The following is a 16699-nucleotide window of genomic DNA, read 5'->3' on the forward strand; positions in this document are numbered from 1 at the left end:
GAAACTTGTTGGCGTCTGAGGTCCGGCGTTTGACCCTTATTCCACGGTAATGGTGATCTTTTCAGACATTACCGGCGGTTCATGGGGCACGTGCATGTGATCACCCAGCAGCAATTGCAGGGTATGGGTGCCCGGTTCCAGTTCCAGCTCGGTTTCTGTCTGGCCCTTGCCGAAATGCACCACGTTGTCGTTGGCCGGCAGCGGGAAATCCATGGCCGGCAGCTCGTTCAGGTCAATCAGCAGGTGGTGATGGCCAGAGTGTTCTTGCTCGGTGCCGGCGGGCGCTACGTCCATACCTTCCAGGCCAAATGTCACGGTGACCGGGCTGGTGACGGTGGCACCGTCAGCGGGACTGAGAATGGAGGCTGTGGCATTTTCGGGCGCCATGCTGCGCTCAATGCCAGAAGCGGTGGATTCTTCCGCAGACATGGCTTTGGATTTTTGCGATTGCTCGACAATTTTTTCGGCGATGTCTTGTTGTTCCGGGGTTTCGTTATCTGAGCAGGCCTGAAGCATAGGAATGCCCACAATTAAGGCTGCAAGCAGTGTGTATCTGAAGGGAATACGCATTGTCTTTTCCTTTACGTCTTGTCGAGGAGATAACGCCCAGCAGTTGCTCGGTAGGCGAAATAATGATTCGCGTTCAACCTTAACAGAAAGCCGCTGCTCCGTGTCTATAAGCTTCCCGCTGTGACAGGTATAATCCGCGCCAGTTTGCACTATTGGAGTCAGCATGACCGTCCGCACCCGCGTAGCGCCGTCGCCCACCGGTGACCCTCACGTAGGCACCGCCTATATTGCCCTGTTCAATCGCTGTTTTGCCCACCAGCACGGTGGTCAATTCATTCTGCGAATTGAAGACACGGATCAGACCCGCTCCACGGACCAGTCCGAGCAGATGATTCTGGATTCGCTCAAGTGGCTGGGGCTGAGCTGGGACGAAGGCCCGGACGTGGGCGGCCCCCATGGCCCGTATCGGCAGAGCGAACGCAAGCATATGTACGCTGAGTATGCCGAGGCGCTGATTGAGAAAGGTCACGCCTTTAAATGCTACCGCACCAGTGAGGAGCTGGACGTCCTGCGTGCCGAATTGAAAGAGCAGGGCGAGAACCGGGCGCTGAAGCCGATGGATCTGGAACTGCCCGCCGACGAGCAGGCAAAGCGGGAAGCAGACGGTGCGCCTTACGTGATTCGCATGCGTGTGCCCACGGACGGCCGCTGTGAAATCCAGGATATGCTGCGCGGCACCGTGGAGCTGGACTGGGCGCTGGTGGATGCACAGATCCTGCTCAAGTCCGACGGCATGCCTACCTACCACCTGGCCAATATCGTGGATGATCATCTGATGGAGATCACCCATGTGATCCGCGGTGAGGAATGGCTGAACTCCGCGCCCAAGCACAAGCTGCTGTATGAATATTTTGGCTGGGAGATGCCGGCGCTGTGTCACATGCCGCTGCTGCGCAACCCGGACAAATCCAAACTCAGCAAGCGCAAGAACCCCACCAGCATCCTGTTCTATCAGCGTATGGGCTACCTGCCGGAAGCCCTGGTGAACTATCTGGGGCGCATGGGCTGGTCCATGCCGGACGAGAGCGAGAAGTTCACCCTGGCGCAGATGCAGGACGCTTTCGATATCAACCGGGTGTCCCTGGGCGGTCCCGTTTTTGATGTGGAAAAGCTGAGCTGGCTGAATGGCCAATGGTTGCGTGAGCAGAGCGACGAGCAGTTCCTGGATACCTTGCTGGACTGGGCCTACAACCGCGATTACGCCATGAAGATCATTCCTCACCTGCGTCAGCGGGTGGAAACCTTGTCGGACGTGGCGGACAAGGCCGCATTTTGTTTCAACGGCATGCCGGCGATCAGCGAAGCCAGCTTCGAGCACAAGCAGTATGGTGCCGAGGACATGAAGGTGTGGCTGCAGTACCTGCTGTGGGCCTATGAGGCACGCAGTGACTGGAACCGTGACGGTCTGTTTGCCGATGCCAAGGCCATCGCCGATGCCCTGGAAGTGAAGATCAAGGACTTCCTGTTTCCGGCCTTTGTCGCCATTGCCGGCACCAGCGCCAGCTTCTCGGTGGTGGATTCCATGGAAATCATCGGCGCCGACCTGAGCCGCGCCCGCCTGCGCAACGCCATCGAGGTGCTGGGCGGGGTGTCCAAGAAGCAGATGAAGAAGCTGGAGAAGGCTTATCGGGATTTGCCGGTAGGCTGAGGCCTGACTGTGGGAGCGTCGCTGGCGGCGCGATAAGGTCAGTTGCGAGTAACGAGTTACGAGAAGCGAAAATCATCGGGCTTTCCCGGGTTTTGGGGTTTGTCTTTCGAAACTCGCTTCTCGCAACTCGAAACTCTGGTTATCGCGCCGCCAGCGACGCTCCTACGACAGAGGCTGTGGATTTTGTCCAGTTTTTCAGCAGCTTGTTCAGGATGTAGCCAAACGGACTTCATTCTGAAAAAAACACCAGGCCAGCGCTTGACAGAGTAGGGGGGCTGGGTAGAATACGCCGCACCAACCGGGATGCACCTTGTTCTGATTGACGTTTTTGGGGCCATAGCTCAGCTGGGAGAGCGCAACACTGGCAGTGTTGAGGTCGGCGGTTCGATCCCGCCTGGCTCCACCAAATACGTCCCCTTCGTCTAGTGGCCCAGGACACCGCCCTTTCACGGCGGTAACAGGGGTTCGACTCCCCTAGGGGACGCCATATAGAAAAGCCCTGCTCGAAAGAGTGGGGCTTTTTTATTTGTGCGTTTTATCCTTGGTCATCATTGTCCAGATCTTCGCCTTTGCTGCCGGGTAGCGCCGCCAGTGCTTGGTTGCTCCCCTTTTTTATCGGCTGGCAGATCCCGCTCGTTCTTCCTTGAGAAATACCTTTGACAGTGCAACTGGATTGCCAGCCATGCTGAAAGCCGGCGTCCTAAAGGTTTTCAACCGTCTCACAGGACGCTGATGTAATCTCGCTATGGCTATCCGAGCAGGTGGGTTACGGTTCGGGCGACGGCAGTGATATCCGCCTCCAGGTAAAAATCACCGGTGATGGCTTGCTCGTCCCCCTCCCGGTATTTCCCGGTTTGCACCAGGCAGGCCTGCATGCCGCTGTTCAGCGCGCCTTCCACGTCCCCATGGACGTCGTCACCTACCATCAGGGTGTGTTCGGGCCGGGTTCCCAAGTCGGCCAGTACCTGTTCAAAGAACGCGGAGGAGGGTTTGCCGGTGATGATGGCTCGGCAGTTGGCGGCATATTCCAATGCCCTGACAAAGGGACCGGCATCCAGATGCAGACCGTCATCCAGCTGGTAATAACGGTTTTCGCCGATGGCAATCAGCGGTGCGCCGTCGTGCAGCAAACGAAAAGCCTGGTCCAGATGCTCGTAGGTGAACTTCCTGCCGGCATCGCCGATCAGTACGGCATCGGCTTGCTTGCCTTCCAGATCAGCAAACTCTTCTTTCAGATTGGGGTGGAACAAGCAGTAGGGGGTCAGCCCTCGGCAAGTCAGGTAGTCGTGGGCGGCTTGCGGCGCGGTAAACAGCTCTGTCTCATCAACCGCCAGGTTCAGACTGGCCAGGTCATTGAGTATCTGGGTGCGGTTGCGCTGGGAGGTGTTGGTGACAAAGCGCAGGGGCAGACCGGTGGCGCGCAGGCGTTGAAGCGCGTCCTGGGCGCCCGGTAGCAGGCGCGGGCCTTGGTAGAGCACGCCGGCCAGGTCCAGGCAGATGGCATGCAGTGGCATGGCACTCCTCCGTGAGAGCCTGTGTATGGCGGGAAAGTAGGCTCTACTCAGAGCATAGGCTTGGCGGTGTGGTCAGCTCAAGCGGCGAATGGTCAGCGTGTGGGCAATTTTCTCGCCATCCCAGATGTACTCGTAATGCGCGCTGGGGGTAATGGCCTCCACCGGCAGGGGGGAGAGCAGGGCGTAGCAGTGGCTGCCGGGGGCGCGGACGGATTCGTAGTGAAGGCCGGCTTCGCGCAGCTGGTAAAGCTGCTGGCCAAGTTGCCGTGGGGCCTGGTAATGGTCCGGGTCATGCCAGTGCGGATATCGGGTGGCCGGGGTGATATCGCACAGGGTGGCCGAGAAGTGGACCTTGAGGCCGCGCATGACAATGCGGTCGTATTTCAGGCCGTCTACCTGCTGGAAATAACGCTGTTGATGGTAACGGGTTTCGGCAAGGGCCGTGGCCATGCGATCCGCGCAGTAGAAGACACCGTAGGCACCATCGGAAAAGCGGGAGCCGGCGGGGTTCACGTGGACAAAGGGCCCCAGGGCATAGTTGCAGCCGGGAATGCCCCAGGGGCGCTCCGCAGGCGGCACCCGGTTCAGATCACCCACTTCGTTCTGCAGGCGCGGGTTGGTCAGGGCCTGCACCGCAAACAGGGCATCGAAGTCGGCCTGGTCTGCCACATCGTCAAAGATGGCGATGGGTGGGTATTTGCCGTTAACCAGCCGGTAGGCGATCTGCGAGGGGAAGGGGTGTCGGGGCAGGGCGTGGATCTCTGTTTCGCTCATCCCCATTGCCCGCCCCGCAGGCTGTCCAGCTGACGGTGCACTTCGTAGAGGCTGGCCACGCGGCCGTTGCTCATGATGTCCATGGGTGTGGCGCCGTTGAAGAACGGGTTGTGGTTAGCCATGCGCACGAAGCCGTAGACGTTTTCCCGGTTACCGAACAGGGTGCGCAGCGCCTGGTGGATGTTCAGCAAGTAGCTGAGGCGTTCCAGCAGGTCGTTGCCGACCCGGGCACTGTCCGGTTGGCTCTGGTACTTGTGCAGGGTGGAGCGACCCACGCCGAGCAGAGCCATCTTTTCCTTCTCGCTGCACTGCCAGTGCTCCAGTAGCTTGAGTACTGCGCGCAGTGCTGCATGGCGGGCACCGTCGTCCAGCGCCTGCGGTGTCTGTTGTCTGGCTGCTTCCATAATGCCTCCTGACTTGATGCTTCAATGATGGCCCTTTTTGTCATTTTTGTCTATATGTGGATATACGGACGGATCCAGGTCCCAGTTCGGGAGGATGGCCAGAACTTGAGCCGGGTTTCCCGGTCTCTGACAGCGAGATGACAGACAGGGCATTGTGATGACAAAGACAGGGTTGTCGATGTGGGTATTGCTGATATTACTGGGCAGTGCAGGGATTCAGGCGAGGACGCTGACGGATGCGCACCTGCATTACGTGGATTTCATGCAGGACAGTGAGGGCAGTGAGGCCATGCTGGCGGCAATGGATCAGGCCGGGGTGGAAACGGCCTGGCTGTTCGGCTTGCCGGTGATGAAGAAGTGGCAGGCGGAGGCACCGCGAAAACCACGCTATTACCTGGGTGATGAGGCGCCGTTGTATTACTACAGCGCCACCGATGACATTGTGGCACAGGCGGTCCAGGCGCTGACGAAGGCGCAGCAGCGGCGGCTGAAACCCTTTATCAGCGGTGTTAATCCCACGGACATGAACGCTGCTGACCAGATTGAGGCGTTGATACGGCGGTATCCGGGGATGTGGTTCGGCATCGGGGAAATTCTCACCCGCCATGATCAGCTGACAGCGCTGACCGAGGGCGAAACGCCCAGAGCCAACCATCCTGCATTGATGCGGGTTTACACGCTGGCGGCCCGCTACGATCTGCCGGTGTTGCTGCACAGCAACCTGACATCACTGCGGGAAGAGACGCCGATTTTCCTGGAAGAGCTGGAGGCGGCGTTGTCCGCCAATCCCCAGACCCGCTTTGTGCTGGCACATGCAGGCACCAGCGGTGGGGTGGAAGAGCGGCAGGCGCCGCTGGGTACCCTGGTGCCGATCCTGCGGGCCTTGCTGGGCCGTTATGAGCATTTTTATGTGGATCTGTCCTGGAGCGTCAAGGATCACTATTTGCTCAAGGATGGCAAACCCGCTGCGGAATGGATCGAGCTGATCAGGGACTATCCAGACCGTTTTGTCCTGGGCTCGGACCTGGTGGGGCACTTTGGCAGCATGAAACGGCTGATGGATGACTACCAATCGCTGCTGGATGTCTTGCCCCAAAAAGTGGCGGAGCAACTGGCGAATGGCAATGCTGCTGCGCTTGTGCCCGAAAAGGGTGCGCAATATCGGAGTGATTGAGGTGCATCGAAATTTTCCGTTGTTGCCTTGGTGAAAAGGCAACAACGGAGTTGGAGGGCTACTCGGGTTTTTGCAGGCGACGCAGCAGGGAGGATGTATCCCAGCGCCCGCCACCCATCGTCTGGATCTCCTGATAGAAATCATTTACCTGCGCCGTCACTGGCAAGGGTGTGCCGTTGCGGGCGGCTTCTGTCAGGCAGATATCCAGGTCCTTGCGCATCCAATCCACGGCAAAGCCATGCTCGTATTGGTCGTCGATCATGGTCTGGTGGCGGTGGGCCATTTGCCAGGAGCCGGCGGCGCCATGCTGAATGGTCTCGAACACTTTGCCGGCATCCAGTCCGGCATTCTTGGCAAAGGCGACGCCTTCGGCCAAGGCTTCCACCAGGCCTGCCACGCAGATCTGGTTGACCATTTTGGTGAGCTGCCCACTGCCAGCGGGGCCCATCAAATTGACCGCCTTGGCATAGTGATTGAGCACGGGAACCGCGCGCTGGTAGGCAGAATCATCACCGCCACACATGATCGACAGCTGGCCGTTTTCGGCACCCTGCTGGCCGCCGGACACCGGCGCATCGATAAAATCGGCCTGGCGATCCCGGCAGGCGGCATCCAGCTCCCGAGCCACGGCGGCGCTGGCGGTGGTGTGATCTACCAGCAGGGCGCGATCGCTGAGAGTTTCGAGCACGCCGCCAGGGCCCAGAGTGACCTGGCGCAGGTCATCGTCATTGCCCACGCAAACAAACACCATGGCGGCACCTGCAGCGGCCTCGGCGGGGGTGTCAGCGGTACGGCCATTGAAGTCCCGGGCCCACTGGTGGGCGCGGCTGGCGGTGCGGTTGTAGACGGTCATGGACAGCCCGGCTTCGGCCAGGTGGCCGGCCATGGGATAGCCCATGGTGCCCAGCCCGATAAACGCGGCGTTAATCTGTGACATGGCGGGCGTCCTGCTCGATAACTGTGGCGGGGTCATTGGCCGGCAGCGGGTAGGCGGCAAAACGGGGGGCAGTGAGACTGCCCAGATACAGGGTGTTGCCGTGTTGTTCCACGCTGGTGATGGGGGCGAAGGCGTCGGCGCTGGTGTCCTGCAGGTTGTGAGTGACTTCCCCCTGTTCATTCAGGCCCAGTACGAAGCCGTGGTGGGCAGGCTGGGGCTGGAGGAATGATGGCAGACGGAAGGCCACCTTGCGTAGCAGGGGCTTGTCGGACATGGCGTCCAGCATGGCATTGCGCGGGCTGAACAGGGCCACCCAGAAGGTGCCGTTGCCGTTGCTGGAGATGCCGTCGGGAATACCGGGCAGGTTGTCGAAGAACACATCATGGCTGCCGGCGTTGTCGCCTTTCAGCCAGTAACGGACAATCCGGTAGCTGCCGGTTTCATTGACCAGGACAAAGTCTTCGTCCCGGGATAGCGCCACGCCGTTGGCGAATTGCAGGCCATCCAGCAGGACCTGGGTCTGGTCGCTGGCCGGGTCGTAACGCAGCAGGCGGCCGTGGCCTCCGTGTTCGAGAATGTCATCGCGTGCGTGCAGGGCGGGGCCGAACTTGCTGGATGCATCGGTGAAGTAGATAACGCCGTTGCTGTCCGCATCCACATCGTCGGTGAATTTGTAATCCACACCGTTGGCCCGCTGGGAAAGAGCGGCAATGGCGCCGGACGGGCTGATGCTGAGCAGCCCCTTGTAGCCATCGGCCACGATCAGATTGCCTTGCGGGTCGAAATCCAGGCCCAACGGGCGGCCCTTGGTGTCGGCAATCAGGTCCGGGTTGCTGCCATCCGGGTCGAAGCGGAAGATGCGTCCGTCCACGTAGCCCACATAGAGAAAACCGTCACTATCGATAGCCACATCTTCCGGGCCGATGCCGTCATCAACGGCCAGGGAGCGGCTTTCCGCCAGGGCGGAGTTGCTGGCATAGGGGCCTTCCAGTGCTGGCGCTTCGGGCGCCTGCCAGGCCACTGGATCAATGGACACGGGCCAGAACAGCAGATAGCCAACCAGAATGATGAGAATCAGCAGTGCAATATTTTTTATCATTGGAATCCGGAAGATCGATTAACGGAAAGTCGATGCTTGCATGGAGGGCGGGGATTTGGCAAACGGTTGCCTCATCCAGGCTTTTGACGCCATGGCATGCTGTTACACCACACCTCTGTAGGAGCACCTCTCGAGGTGCGAACCCGAGCGCCAGCAAGGGACACGGTAACCTTTACCATCGATTTTTTTCCGAAACCCTGCATCAGGTTCAGCCGTGATGTCTTCGTCATGGTCAGGGTTCGCACCTCGAGAGGTGCTCCTACAGCAAGGGATAGGAGTAGAGGGACGGGGGGATTCTGAAGACACAAAAAAACCGCCCGGAGGCGGTTTCTTTGTGTGGCGATAACAGGCGCTTATTTGCGCTCGTTGACCGGGATGAACTCCCGTTCGGTCTCGCCGGTGTACAGCTGGCGCGGACGGCCAATCTTGTACGGGTTGGAGATCATCTCGTTCCAGTGTGCGATCCAGCCCACGGTACGGGACAGGGCAAAAATCACGGTGAACATTGAGGTCGGAATGCCGATCGCCTTGAGGATGATGCCGGAGTAGAAATCCACGTTCGGGAACAGCTTCTTCTCTTTGAAGTAGGGGTCGCTCAGGGCGATCTCTTCCAGCTTCATGGCCAGTTCCAGCTGCGGATCGTTGACACCCAGTTCGGCCAGAACGTCGTGGCAGGATTCGCGCATCACGGTGGCACGCGGATCGTAGTTTTTGTAGACGCGGTGACCGAAGCCCATCAGCTTGAACGGGTCGTTCTTGTCCTTGGCTTTGGCGATGTAGGTATCGATGTTATCCAGTGAGCCAATCTCGTCGAGCATGTTCAGCACGGCTTCGTTGGCGCCACCGTGTGCCGGGCCCCACAGGGCAGAGATGCCGGCAGCGATACAGGCGAATGGGTTGGCACCGGAGGAGCCGGCCAGACGCACGGTAGAAGTGGAGGCGTTCTGCTCGTGGTCCGCGTGCAGGATGAAGATGCGATCCATGGCCTTGGCCAGGGTCGGGCTGATCTTGGACTCTTCACAGGGGTTGCCGAACATCATGTGCAGGAAGTTCTCTGCGTAACCCAGGTCGTTGCGCGGGTACATGAAAGGCTGGCCCAACGCGTACTTGTAGCACATGGCCGCGATGGTGGGCATCTTGGCGATCAGGCGGTACGCGGTGATCTCACGGTGCTCGGGATTATTGATGTCCAGAGAGTCGTGGTAGAAGGCAGACAGCGCGCCAACTACGCCACACATGATGGCCATCGGATGGGCATCGCGGCGGAAACCGTTGAAGAAGTTGCGAATCTGCTCATGCACCATGGTGTGATTCTTCACGGTGCTGATGAATTGATCGCGTTGTTCTGCGGTGGGCAGTTCGCCGTACAGCAGGGTGTAACACACTTCCAGGTAGTCGGACTTGCCGGCCAGTTCCTCGATGGAGTAGCCGCGATGCAGCAGCTTGCCCACTTCACCATCAATAAAGGTGATCTTGGATTCACAGGAGGCGGTGGAGGTGAAGCCCGGGTCGAAGGTAAAGACACCGTTGGCTACCAGTTTGGACACGTCAATAACATCGCGGCCCAGGGTCGGGGTGTAGATCGGCAGGTCCAGGTCCTTACCATCTACCTTGAGAGTGGCTTTCTTCTCGGTCATGGGAATCTCTCCATTGGCGGACGAGGGAACGTTCCTCAAGGCAAGGAAGGTCCTCCAAAGCGCGGGGGAAGGTAAAGTTTTGACACACCTTTGTCAACGCGAACCCGGGAACCGGTGGGTCAGACTTTTGTAGGGTAAACAGCCTGTTACAGCAATAACCGCATTTTGCATCAGGCTGGTGCAAGCTCTTTTTAGGGCGCTCACATCCGGTGCGCCATTGTAAATCAAGGCGTTAGAGGAAAGATACTGTGTTTGTATGGTGCGCAGCGTTTGTTTTGCTCAGGGCGCAGCGATATACTGCCGCCCGGCAGGAACCTCTGACTGGGGGTTTTGTGTGGGCCCACCCCGGCCCGGGCGAGGTTGTTAAGATCAGACTTCACGTTTTGATCTCAACAACTTTGCCAAAGTTCCCGACAACCGCCCCAACCTGGGGCCCGGCTATAAGTAGGCTACCGTGAACGATAAGCGACCCGTTAACCTCGATCTGAGCACGATCAAGTTCCCGGTCACGGCTATAGCATCTATCACCCACCGTGTAACCGGCGTTGCCATTTTCCTGGCGTTGCCGATTCTGTTGTGGATGCTGGATCGCTCCCTGGCGTCTCCCGAGAGCTTTGCGGACTTGAAAGAACTGATGACCTCCCCGCTGGTGAAGCTGGTGGTATGGGCCATTCTGGCTGTACTGCTGTATCACCTGGTGGCAGGTATTCGCCACCTTGTTATGGATGCTGGAGTGGGTGAGACCCTGGAAGGCGGCCAGCGTGGCGCCAAACTGGTGTTCATCATCTCTGTAGTACTGATTCTGCTGGTAGGAGGCTGGATATGGTAACCAGTGTGACGAGCCTGGGCCGTAACGGCCTGTATGACTGGCTCATTCAACGTGTGTCTGCCGTTATCATTGGTGTGTACATGATCGGCATGCTGGGCTACCTGATGTTGTCCGGTGATCTGGACTACGTCAGCTGGAAGGCCCTGATGGGCTCTGTCTGCATGCAGATTGCCAACACCCTGCTGGTAGTTTCCGTTGCTGCACATACCTGGGTAGGCCTGTGGGGTGTAACCACCGACTACCTGACCGGCATGACCTTGGGTAAAGCTGCCACCGGCGTGCGCCTGATTGCCCAGGTGGCAATCGCTCTGGCTCTGGTGGTGTATCTGCTGTGGGGTCTGGTTCTGATCTGGGGAGGGGCGTAATCCATGTCCATTCGCACTATTACGTTTGACGCTATCGTCGTAGGTGGTGGTGGTGCCGGTATGCGCGCCTCACTGCAAATGGCCCAGTCCGGTTTCAAGACTGCGCTGATTTCCAAAGTATTCCCGACCCGGTCGCACACCGTGTCCGCCCAGGGCGGTATTACCTGTGCCATCGCGTCTGCTGATCCCAACGATGATTGGCGCTGGCACATGTACGACACCGTCAAGGGCTCCGACTACATCGGTGACCAGGACGCGATCGAATACATGTGTAATGTGGGCCCGGAAGCGGTCTTTGAACTGGACCACATGGGTCTGCCGTTCTCCCGTACCGAAGAAGGCCGTATCTACCAGCGTCCGTTCGGTGGTCAGTCCAAGAACTTCGGTGAAGGCGGTCAGGCGGCCCGTACCTGTGCGGCCGCTGACCGTACCGGCCATGCGCTGCTGCATACCCTTTACCAGCAGAACCTGAAGAACGGCACCCAGTTTTACAACGAGTGGTATGCCTCCGAACTGGTCAAGGACGACGAAGGTAATGTCTGTGGCGTGATCGCCATCGATATTGAGTCCGGCGAGACCGTGTTCTTCAAGGCCAAGGCAACCGTCTTTGCTACCGGCGGTGCCGGTCGTATCTACGCTTCTACCACCAATGCTCTTATCAATACCGGTGACGGTGTTGGCATGGCTTTGCGTGCTGGCGTGCCGGTACAAGACATCGAAATGTGGCAGTTCCATCCCACCGGTATTGCCGGTGCAGGCACACTTGTTACCGAGGGTTGTCGGGGCGAGGGTGGCTATCTGATCAACAAGGATGGCGAGCGTTTCATGGAGCGTTATGCGCCAAACGCCAAAGATCTGGCCTCCCGCGATGTTGTTGCCCGTTCCATGATGATGGAAATTCTGGACGGCCGAGGCGCTGGCCCGAACGGCGACCACGTATTCCTCAAGCTCGACCACCTAGGTGAAGAAGTGCTGCACAGCCGCCTGCCGGGCATCTGTGAACTGGCCATTACGTTCGCGCAGACTGATCCTGTTAAGGAACCGATCCCGGTTGTGCCGACCTGTCATTACATGATGGGCGGTATCCCCACTAACGTTCACGGTCAGGCCATCAAGCTGTCTGGCGGCCATGAGGGTGAAGAGCAGTTCGTTAACGGTCTCTTTGCAGTGGGCGAAGTCGCCTGTGTATCTGTACACGGTGCAAACCGCCTGGGCGGTAACTCGCTGCTGGATCTGGTGGTGTTTGGTCGGGCTGCAGGCCTTTATATCGAGGATCAGCTACGCCAGGGCATGACCCAGTACGAGCCTACCGATGCCAACATCGATGAAGCCATGGCGCGCCTGCGTCGTTGGGATGAGTCTACCAGTGGCGAATCCATTCCGGCCCTGCGCAAGGAGCTGCAGAGCGTGATGCAGAATCACTTCGGTGTATTCCGCAAAGGCGATCTGATGGCGGAAGGTGTAGCCAAGCTTGCGGATCTGCGCGAGCGCATTGGCAAGGCGCATCTGGATGACAAGAGCAAGCCGTTCAACACTGCGCGTATCGAAGCGCTTGAGCTGGAGAACTTGCTGGAAGTGGCTGAAGCCACTGCCATTGCAGCAGAAGGTCGTACCGAGAGCCGTGGTGCCCATTCCCGTTACGATTTCCCTGATCGTGACGATGAGAACTGGCTGTGCCACTCCATCTTCGACCCGAAAGCCAAGAAGCTGGGCAAGCGTGACGTGAACTTCAAGCCGAAGACTGTCGACACCTTCCAGCCCAAGGCTCGGACCTACTAACGGAGAGTAATACGATGAAAGTTAGTATCTATCGCTACAATCCGGAAACGGACCGCGAGCCGAGCATGAAGGAGTATGAGGTTGATACCAATGGTAAAGACCTCATGGTGCTGGACATCCTTGCTCTGGTGAAAGAGCAGGATTCCTCCATGTCCTACCGTCGCTCCTGTCGTGAGGGTGTATGTGGCTCTGACGGCATGAACATCAACGGCAAGAACGGCCTGGCTTGTATCACTCCGTTGTCCCAGGTGGCACCGGGTGTACTGGAAGGCAAGAAGCCGCTGATCCTGCGCCCGTTGCCGGGCCTGCCGGTGATTCGTGACCTGGTGGTGGACATGGGTATGTTCTACAACCAGTACGAGAAGGTGCAGCCGTTCCTCCAGAACACCAGCCCGGCGCCAGCTATCGAGCGCCTGCAAACTCCGGAAGACCGCGCCAAGCTGGATGGTCTTTACGAGTGCATTCTGTGTGCCTGCTGCTCTACCAGCTGCCCGAGCTTCTGGTGGAACCCAGACAAGTTCCTGGGCCCGGCGGCCCTGTTGCAGAGCTACCGCTTCCTGGCGGACAGCCGCGACACGGCTACCGAAGAGCGACTGAGCAAGCTGGATGACCCCTTCAGCCTGTTCCGTTGCCACGGCATCATGAACTGTGTCAGCGTATGTCCGAAAGGGCTCAACCCGACCCGGGCCATTGGCCATATCCGTTCCATGTTGCTGGAACGGGGCATCTGACCCGAACGAAGAAGGCGGCCATCTGGCCGCCTTTTTTGTATCTGTTACCGTAAGAAATGTCGTTGAATGGTGTCTATTCGACGTTTTGCCAGTGCCGTAACGGATAGAAAAAGTGTTAAGTTGTTTTATCAAAATCGGCGTCTAACAAAACCGAAATAAAAGGGCTACACTAGACGACGATTCGAGGTAATCCCTCGTCGAGACGTGACAGAACACTCACCCTCACCCCACCCGGTGAAGTTGGGCGGTTTTGTTTCATCTCATGGGTGGGGCAGGGCTTAAAAGGCGCTGTCCCGGACAATACAAAGCGTACGGGAACAGGGTCGCCCCCCTGTGGTCGCAGTGACACCACCTACCACAGAGTGTGACACCTCCCGCTGAAGGAACGAGCTGACATGCAAGACAGTTCCATGCAGCGCCAATGGCAGTCCTCCCATATCGGAGGAGCCAATGCCGCCTATGTCGACGAACTGTACGAATCCTATCTGACTGACCCCAATTCTGTGCCGGAAGACTGGCGCGTCTACTTCGAAAAACTCCCCAGTGTTGATGCCGCCGTCGAATCTGACGTTCCCCATGCGGCTGTTCGTGAATACTTCCTGTTGCAGGCCAAAAATCGTTCCCGGGTGCAAAAGTTTGGTGCCAGTGCTGTCAGCACCGAGCACGAGCGGCGCCAAGTGCGAGTGCTGCACCTGATTGCGGCCTACCGCAACCGGGGCCATCAGGTGGCGAAGCTGGATCCACTGGGGATCATGGAACGCGAAGCAGTGCCGGATCTGGAGTTGTCTCACCACGGGCTAAGTCCCGCGGACCTGGATACCGTATTCCAGACCGGTAACCTGTTTATCGGCAAGCCCGAAGCCACCCTCCGTGAAATCGTTGACTGTTTGCAGGGCACCTACTGTTCCAGCGTGGGTGCTGAATACATGCATATCGTCAACACTGCGGAAAAACGCTGGCTCCAGCAGCGCATGGAAGGTGTGCGCAGCCATCCAGAGTACGGTGAAGACGTCAAGAAGCATATTCTCGAGCGTCTCTCCGCCGCAGAAGGCCTGGAAAAATATCTGGGCAGCAAGTACCCGGGTACCAAGCGTTTCGGTCTGGAAGGGGGCGAATCCCTGATTCCGTTGATGGACGAAATCATTCAGCGTGTGGGTAGCTACGGGGCCAAGGAGCTGGTTATCGGCATGGCCCACCGGGGTCGCCTGAATGTGCTGGTCAACACCCTGGGTAAGAGCCCCAAGGATCTGTTCGAGGAATTCGATGGCAAGAGCTTTATCGAAACCGGCTCCGGTGATGTGAAGTATCACCAGGGTTTTTCCTCCAATGTGCAGACCTCCGGTGGTGAAGTACACCTGGCCATGGCCTTCAATCCGTCTCACCTGGAAATCGTCTCCCCGGTTGTGGAGGGCTCGGTGCGGGCCCGCCAGGATCGCCGGGAAGACCATGAAGGCGAACAGGTCGTACCGATTCTGCTGCACGGCGATGCCGCCTTCGCCGGTCAAGGCGTGGTCATGGAAACCTTCCAGATGTCCCAGACCCGGGGCTTCTATACCGGTGGTACCCTGCACGTGATCATCAACAACCAGGTCGGCTTTACCACCAGCCGTCGTGATGATGCGCGCTCCACCGAGTACTGCACCGACGTGGCAAAAATGGTGCAGGCCCCCATTTTCCACGTCAATGCAGATGACCCGGAAGCGGTGTACTTCGTCACTCAGCTGGCGGTGGACTACCGCATGCAGTTCAAGAAGGATGTGGTGATTGACCTGATCTGCTATCGCCGCCTGGGTCATAACGAGGCGGATGAACCGTCTTCTACCCAGCCGCTGATGTACAAGAAGATCAAGTCCCACCCTACTACGCGAACGCTTTATGCGGAGCGTCTGGTCAGTGAGGGCGTGGTCAGTGAGCAGGCAGCACAGAAAACTGCTGACGATTACCGCAACATGCTGGATGCGGGCGACCACGTGGTGAAATCCCTGGTGCGTGAACCCAACAAGTCCCTGTTCGTGGACTGGTCACCCTACATCGGCCATCAGGTGGAAGATGACTGGGATACCAGCTATCCGCTGAAAAAATTGCAGGATCTTGCCACTCGCCTGGAAACGCCGCCGGAAGGTCTTGTGGTCCAGCGTCAGGTGAAAAAGATTCTCGAAGATCGCCGCAAGATGACCGCCGGTGCCTTGCCGTTGAACTGGGGGTACGGTGAAACCCTGGCCTACGCCACCCTGATCGATCAAGGTTTCCATGTGCGTCTTACCGGGCAGGATTCCGGCCGCGGCACTTTCTCTCACCGTCATTCGGTGCTGCACAACCAGAAAGACGGTGAGCAGTATGTGCCGCTGCAGCATCTCTATGAAGGGCAGCCACGTTTCGATATTTACGATTCGTTGCTGTCCGAAGAGGCGGTGCTGGGCTACGAGTATGGCTACTCCACTACCACGCCCAAGACGCTGGTGATCTGGGAAGCGCAGTTTGGCGACTTCGCCAACGGCGCCCAGGTGGTGATCGATCAGTTCATTTCCTCCGGGGAAGCGAAGTGGGGCCGCCTGTGTGGGCTGACCATGCTGTTGCCCCATGGCTATGAAGGGCAGGGGCCTGAACACTCCTCCGCCCGTCTGGAACGTTTCCTGCAACTGTGCGCCGAGCACAACATGCAGATCTGCGTTCCCAGCACCCCGGCCCAGATTTATCACCTGTTGCGCCGCCAAGCAGTGCGCCCGCTGCGCAAACCATTGGTGATCATGAGTCCCAAGAGTTTGCTGCGGCATAAAAAAGCGATTTCCACCCTGGAAGATCTGGCTGACGGTATTTTCCGTACCGTGCTGGATGATCCGGCAGAGCTGGATCGTGACAAGGTGAAACGGGTAGTGATGTGTTCCGGCAAGGTGTACTACGACCTGCTGGAGAAGCGCGACAGTGATGAGTTGATCGATACCGCGCTGATTCGCGTCGAGCAGCTCTATCCGTTCCCGGAGCAGCGCTTGCAGGAAGTGTTGGAGGGCTACCCCAATCTGGAAAACCTGGTGTGGTGCCAGGAAGAGCCCATGAACCAGGGCGCCTGGTATTGCTCGCAGCACCATATGTACCGGGTGGCCCGCGAGGTCGGAGACCTGCGGGTGCATTACGCTGGCCGTGATATGGCTGCCGCGCCGGCAGCTGGCTCCATGGCCCTTCATGTGGAACAACAGCAGCGTCTGGTCCAGGACGCCTTCGAGATCAAGTAAATAAGGAT

14 protein-coding genes and 2 tRNA genes are annotated in these 16699 nt (G+C 58.4%); 9 read left to right on the forward strand and 7 right to left on the reverse strand.

Going from position 1 to position 16699, the window contains the following annotated elements; translation table 11 throughout:
- Positions 1 to 36 precede the first annotated feature (36 nt).
- Positions 37 to 516, reverse strand: a complete 480-nt coding sequence (locus tag T9A_RS00085) for a DUF4399 domain-containing protein (RefSeq protein WP_269529817.1) — start codon at positions 514 to 516, stop codon at positions 37 to 39.
- Between the two features lie 217 nt (positions 517 to 733).
- Here T9A_RS00085 and gltX point away from each other — a divergent pair, with 217 nt between their 5' ends.
- From gltX to T9A_RS00100, 3 genes are all read left to right on the forward strand, one after another.
- Positions 734 to 2218, forward strand: a complete 1485-nt coding sequence (gene gltX, locus T9A_RS00090) for a glutamate--tRNA ligase (protein WP_035244063.1) — start codon at positions 734 to 736, stop codon at positions 2216 to 2218.
- 330 nt (positions 2219 to 2548) lie between these two features.
- Positions 2549 to 2624 (forward strand) — tRNA-Ala (locus T9A_RS00095).
- Between the two features lie 5 nt (positions 2625 to 2629).
- Positions 2630 to 2705, forward strand: a tRNA-Glu gene (locus T9A_RS00100).
- A 262-nt stretch (positions 2706 to 2967) separates the two neighbouring features.
- Here the strand turns inward: T9A_RS00100 and T9A_RS00105 are convergent.
- The 3 genes from T9A_RS00105 to T9A_RS00115 all read right to left on the reverse strand — a co-directional run bounded on the left by T9A_RS00105 (position 2968) and on the right by T9A_RS00115 (position 4910).
- On the reverse strand, positions 2968 to 3732 hold the full coding sequence (locus T9A_RS00105) for a TIGR01458 family HAD-type hydrolase (RefSeq protein WP_035244065.1): 765 nt from the start codon (positions 3730 to 3732) through the stop codon (positions 2968 to 2970).
- A gap of 72 nt (positions 3733 to 3804) precedes the next feature.
- On the reverse strand, positions 3805 to 4506 hold the full coding sequence (locus T9A_RS00110; RefSeq protein ID WP_408605288.1) for an RES family NAD+ phosphorylase: 702 nt from the start codon (positions 4504 to 4506) through the stop codon (positions 3805 to 3807).
- Positions 4503 to 4910, reverse strand: a complete 408-nt coding sequence (locus T9A_RS00115) for an MbcA/ParS/Xre antitoxin family protein (protein ID WP_035244067.1) — start codon at positions 4908 to 4910, stop codon at positions 4503 to 4505. Before T9A_RS00115 ends, T9A_RS00110 begins: the two co-directional genes overlap by 4 nt.
- A gap of 157 nt (positions 4911 to 5067) precedes the next feature.
- Between T9A_RS00115 and T9A_RS00120 the strand changes: the two genes are divergently transcribed.
- Positions 5068 to 6084, forward strand: coding sequence for an amidohydrolase family protein (locus T9A_RS00120; RefSeq protein ID WP_035244069.1), 1017 nt, complete (start codon positions 5068 to 5070; stop codon positions 6082 to 6084).
- A 58-nt stretch (positions 6085 to 6142) separates the two neighbouring features.
- Here the strand turns inward: T9A_RS00120 and T9A_RS00125 are convergent, their stop codons facing one another.
- The 3 genes from T9A_RS00125 to gltA all read right to left on the reverse strand — a co-directional run bounded on the left by T9A_RS00125 (position 6143) and on the right by gltA (position 9757).
- The gene (locus T9A_RS00125) at positions 6143 to 7021 is read right to left on the reverse strand and encodes an NAD(P)-dependent oxidoreductase (RefSeq protein ID WP_035244071.1); all 879 of its coding nucleotides are present in this window, start codon (positions 7019 to 7021) and stop codon (positions 6143 to 6145) included.
- Positions 7008 to 8120, reverse strand: coding sequence for an SMP-30/gluconolactonase/LRE family protein (locus tag T9A_RS00130; RefSeq protein WP_052042397.1), 1113 nt, complete (start codon positions 8118 to 8120; stop codon positions 7008 to 7010). The genes T9A_RS00125 and T9A_RS00130 overlap by 14 nt, the downstream gene beginning before the upstream one ends.
- Before the next feature lie 353 nt (positions 8121 to 8473).
- Positions 8474 to 9757: a citrate synthase gene (gltA, locus tag T9A_RS00135; protein WP_035244073.1), complete on the reverse strand. Its 1284-nt coding sequence runs from the start codon at positions 9755 to 9757 to the stop codon at positions 8474 to 8476.
- A gap of 454 nt (positions 9758 to 10211) precedes the next feature.
- On the opposite strand from gltA, the gene sdhC reads away from it, so the two are divergent.
- The 5 genes from sdhC (at position 10212) to T9A_RS00160 (ending at position 16691) form a co-directional block, all read left to right on the forward strand.
- Complete coding sequence (sdhC, locus tag T9A_RS00140) at positions 10212 to 10586, forward strand: succinate dehydrogenase, cytochrome b556 subunit (RefSeq protein ID WP_084573340.1); 375 nt, start codon at positions 10212 to 10214, stop codon at positions 10584 to 10586.
- On the forward strand, positions 10580 to 10951 hold the full coding sequence (gene sdhD / locus T9A_RS00145; RefSeq protein WP_035244077.1) for a succinate dehydrogenase, hydrophobic membrane anchor protein: 372 nt from the start codon (positions 10580 to 10582) through the stop codon (positions 10949 to 10951). Before sdhC ends, sdhD begins: the two co-directional genes overlap by 7 nt.
- Before the next feature lie 3 nt (positions 10952 to 10954).
- Entirely contained in the window at positions 10955 to 12730 is a 1776-nt protein-coding gene (gene sdhA / locus T9A_RS00150) for a succinate dehydrogenase flavoprotein subunit (protein WP_035244078.1), read from the forward strand.
- Between the two features lie 14 nt (positions 12731 to 12744).
- On the forward strand, positions 12745 to 13461 hold the full coding sequence (locus T9A_RS00155; protein ID WP_035244079.1) for a succinate dehydrogenase iron-sulfur subunit: 717 nt from the start codon (positions 12745 to 12747) through the stop codon (positions 13459 to 13461).
- A 395-nt stretch (positions 13462 to 13856) separates the two neighbouring features.
- Positions 13857 to 16691 carry a 2-oxoglutarate dehydrogenase E1 component gene (locus tag T9A_RS00160; RefSeq protein ID WP_035244080.1) on the forward strand — a complete coding sequence of 945 codons (2835 nt, stop codon included), beginning with the start codon at positions 13857 to 13859 and terminating at the stop codon, positions 16689 to 16691.
- Positions 16692 to 16699: the final 8 nt, after the last annotated feature.

The sequence above is a fragment of the Alcanivorax jadensis T9 genome (assembly GCF_000756655.1).
Taxonomy (GTDB): domain Bacteria; phylum Pseudomonadota; class Gammaproteobacteria; order Pseudomonadales; family Alcanivoracaceae; genus Alcanivorax; species Alcanivorax jadensis.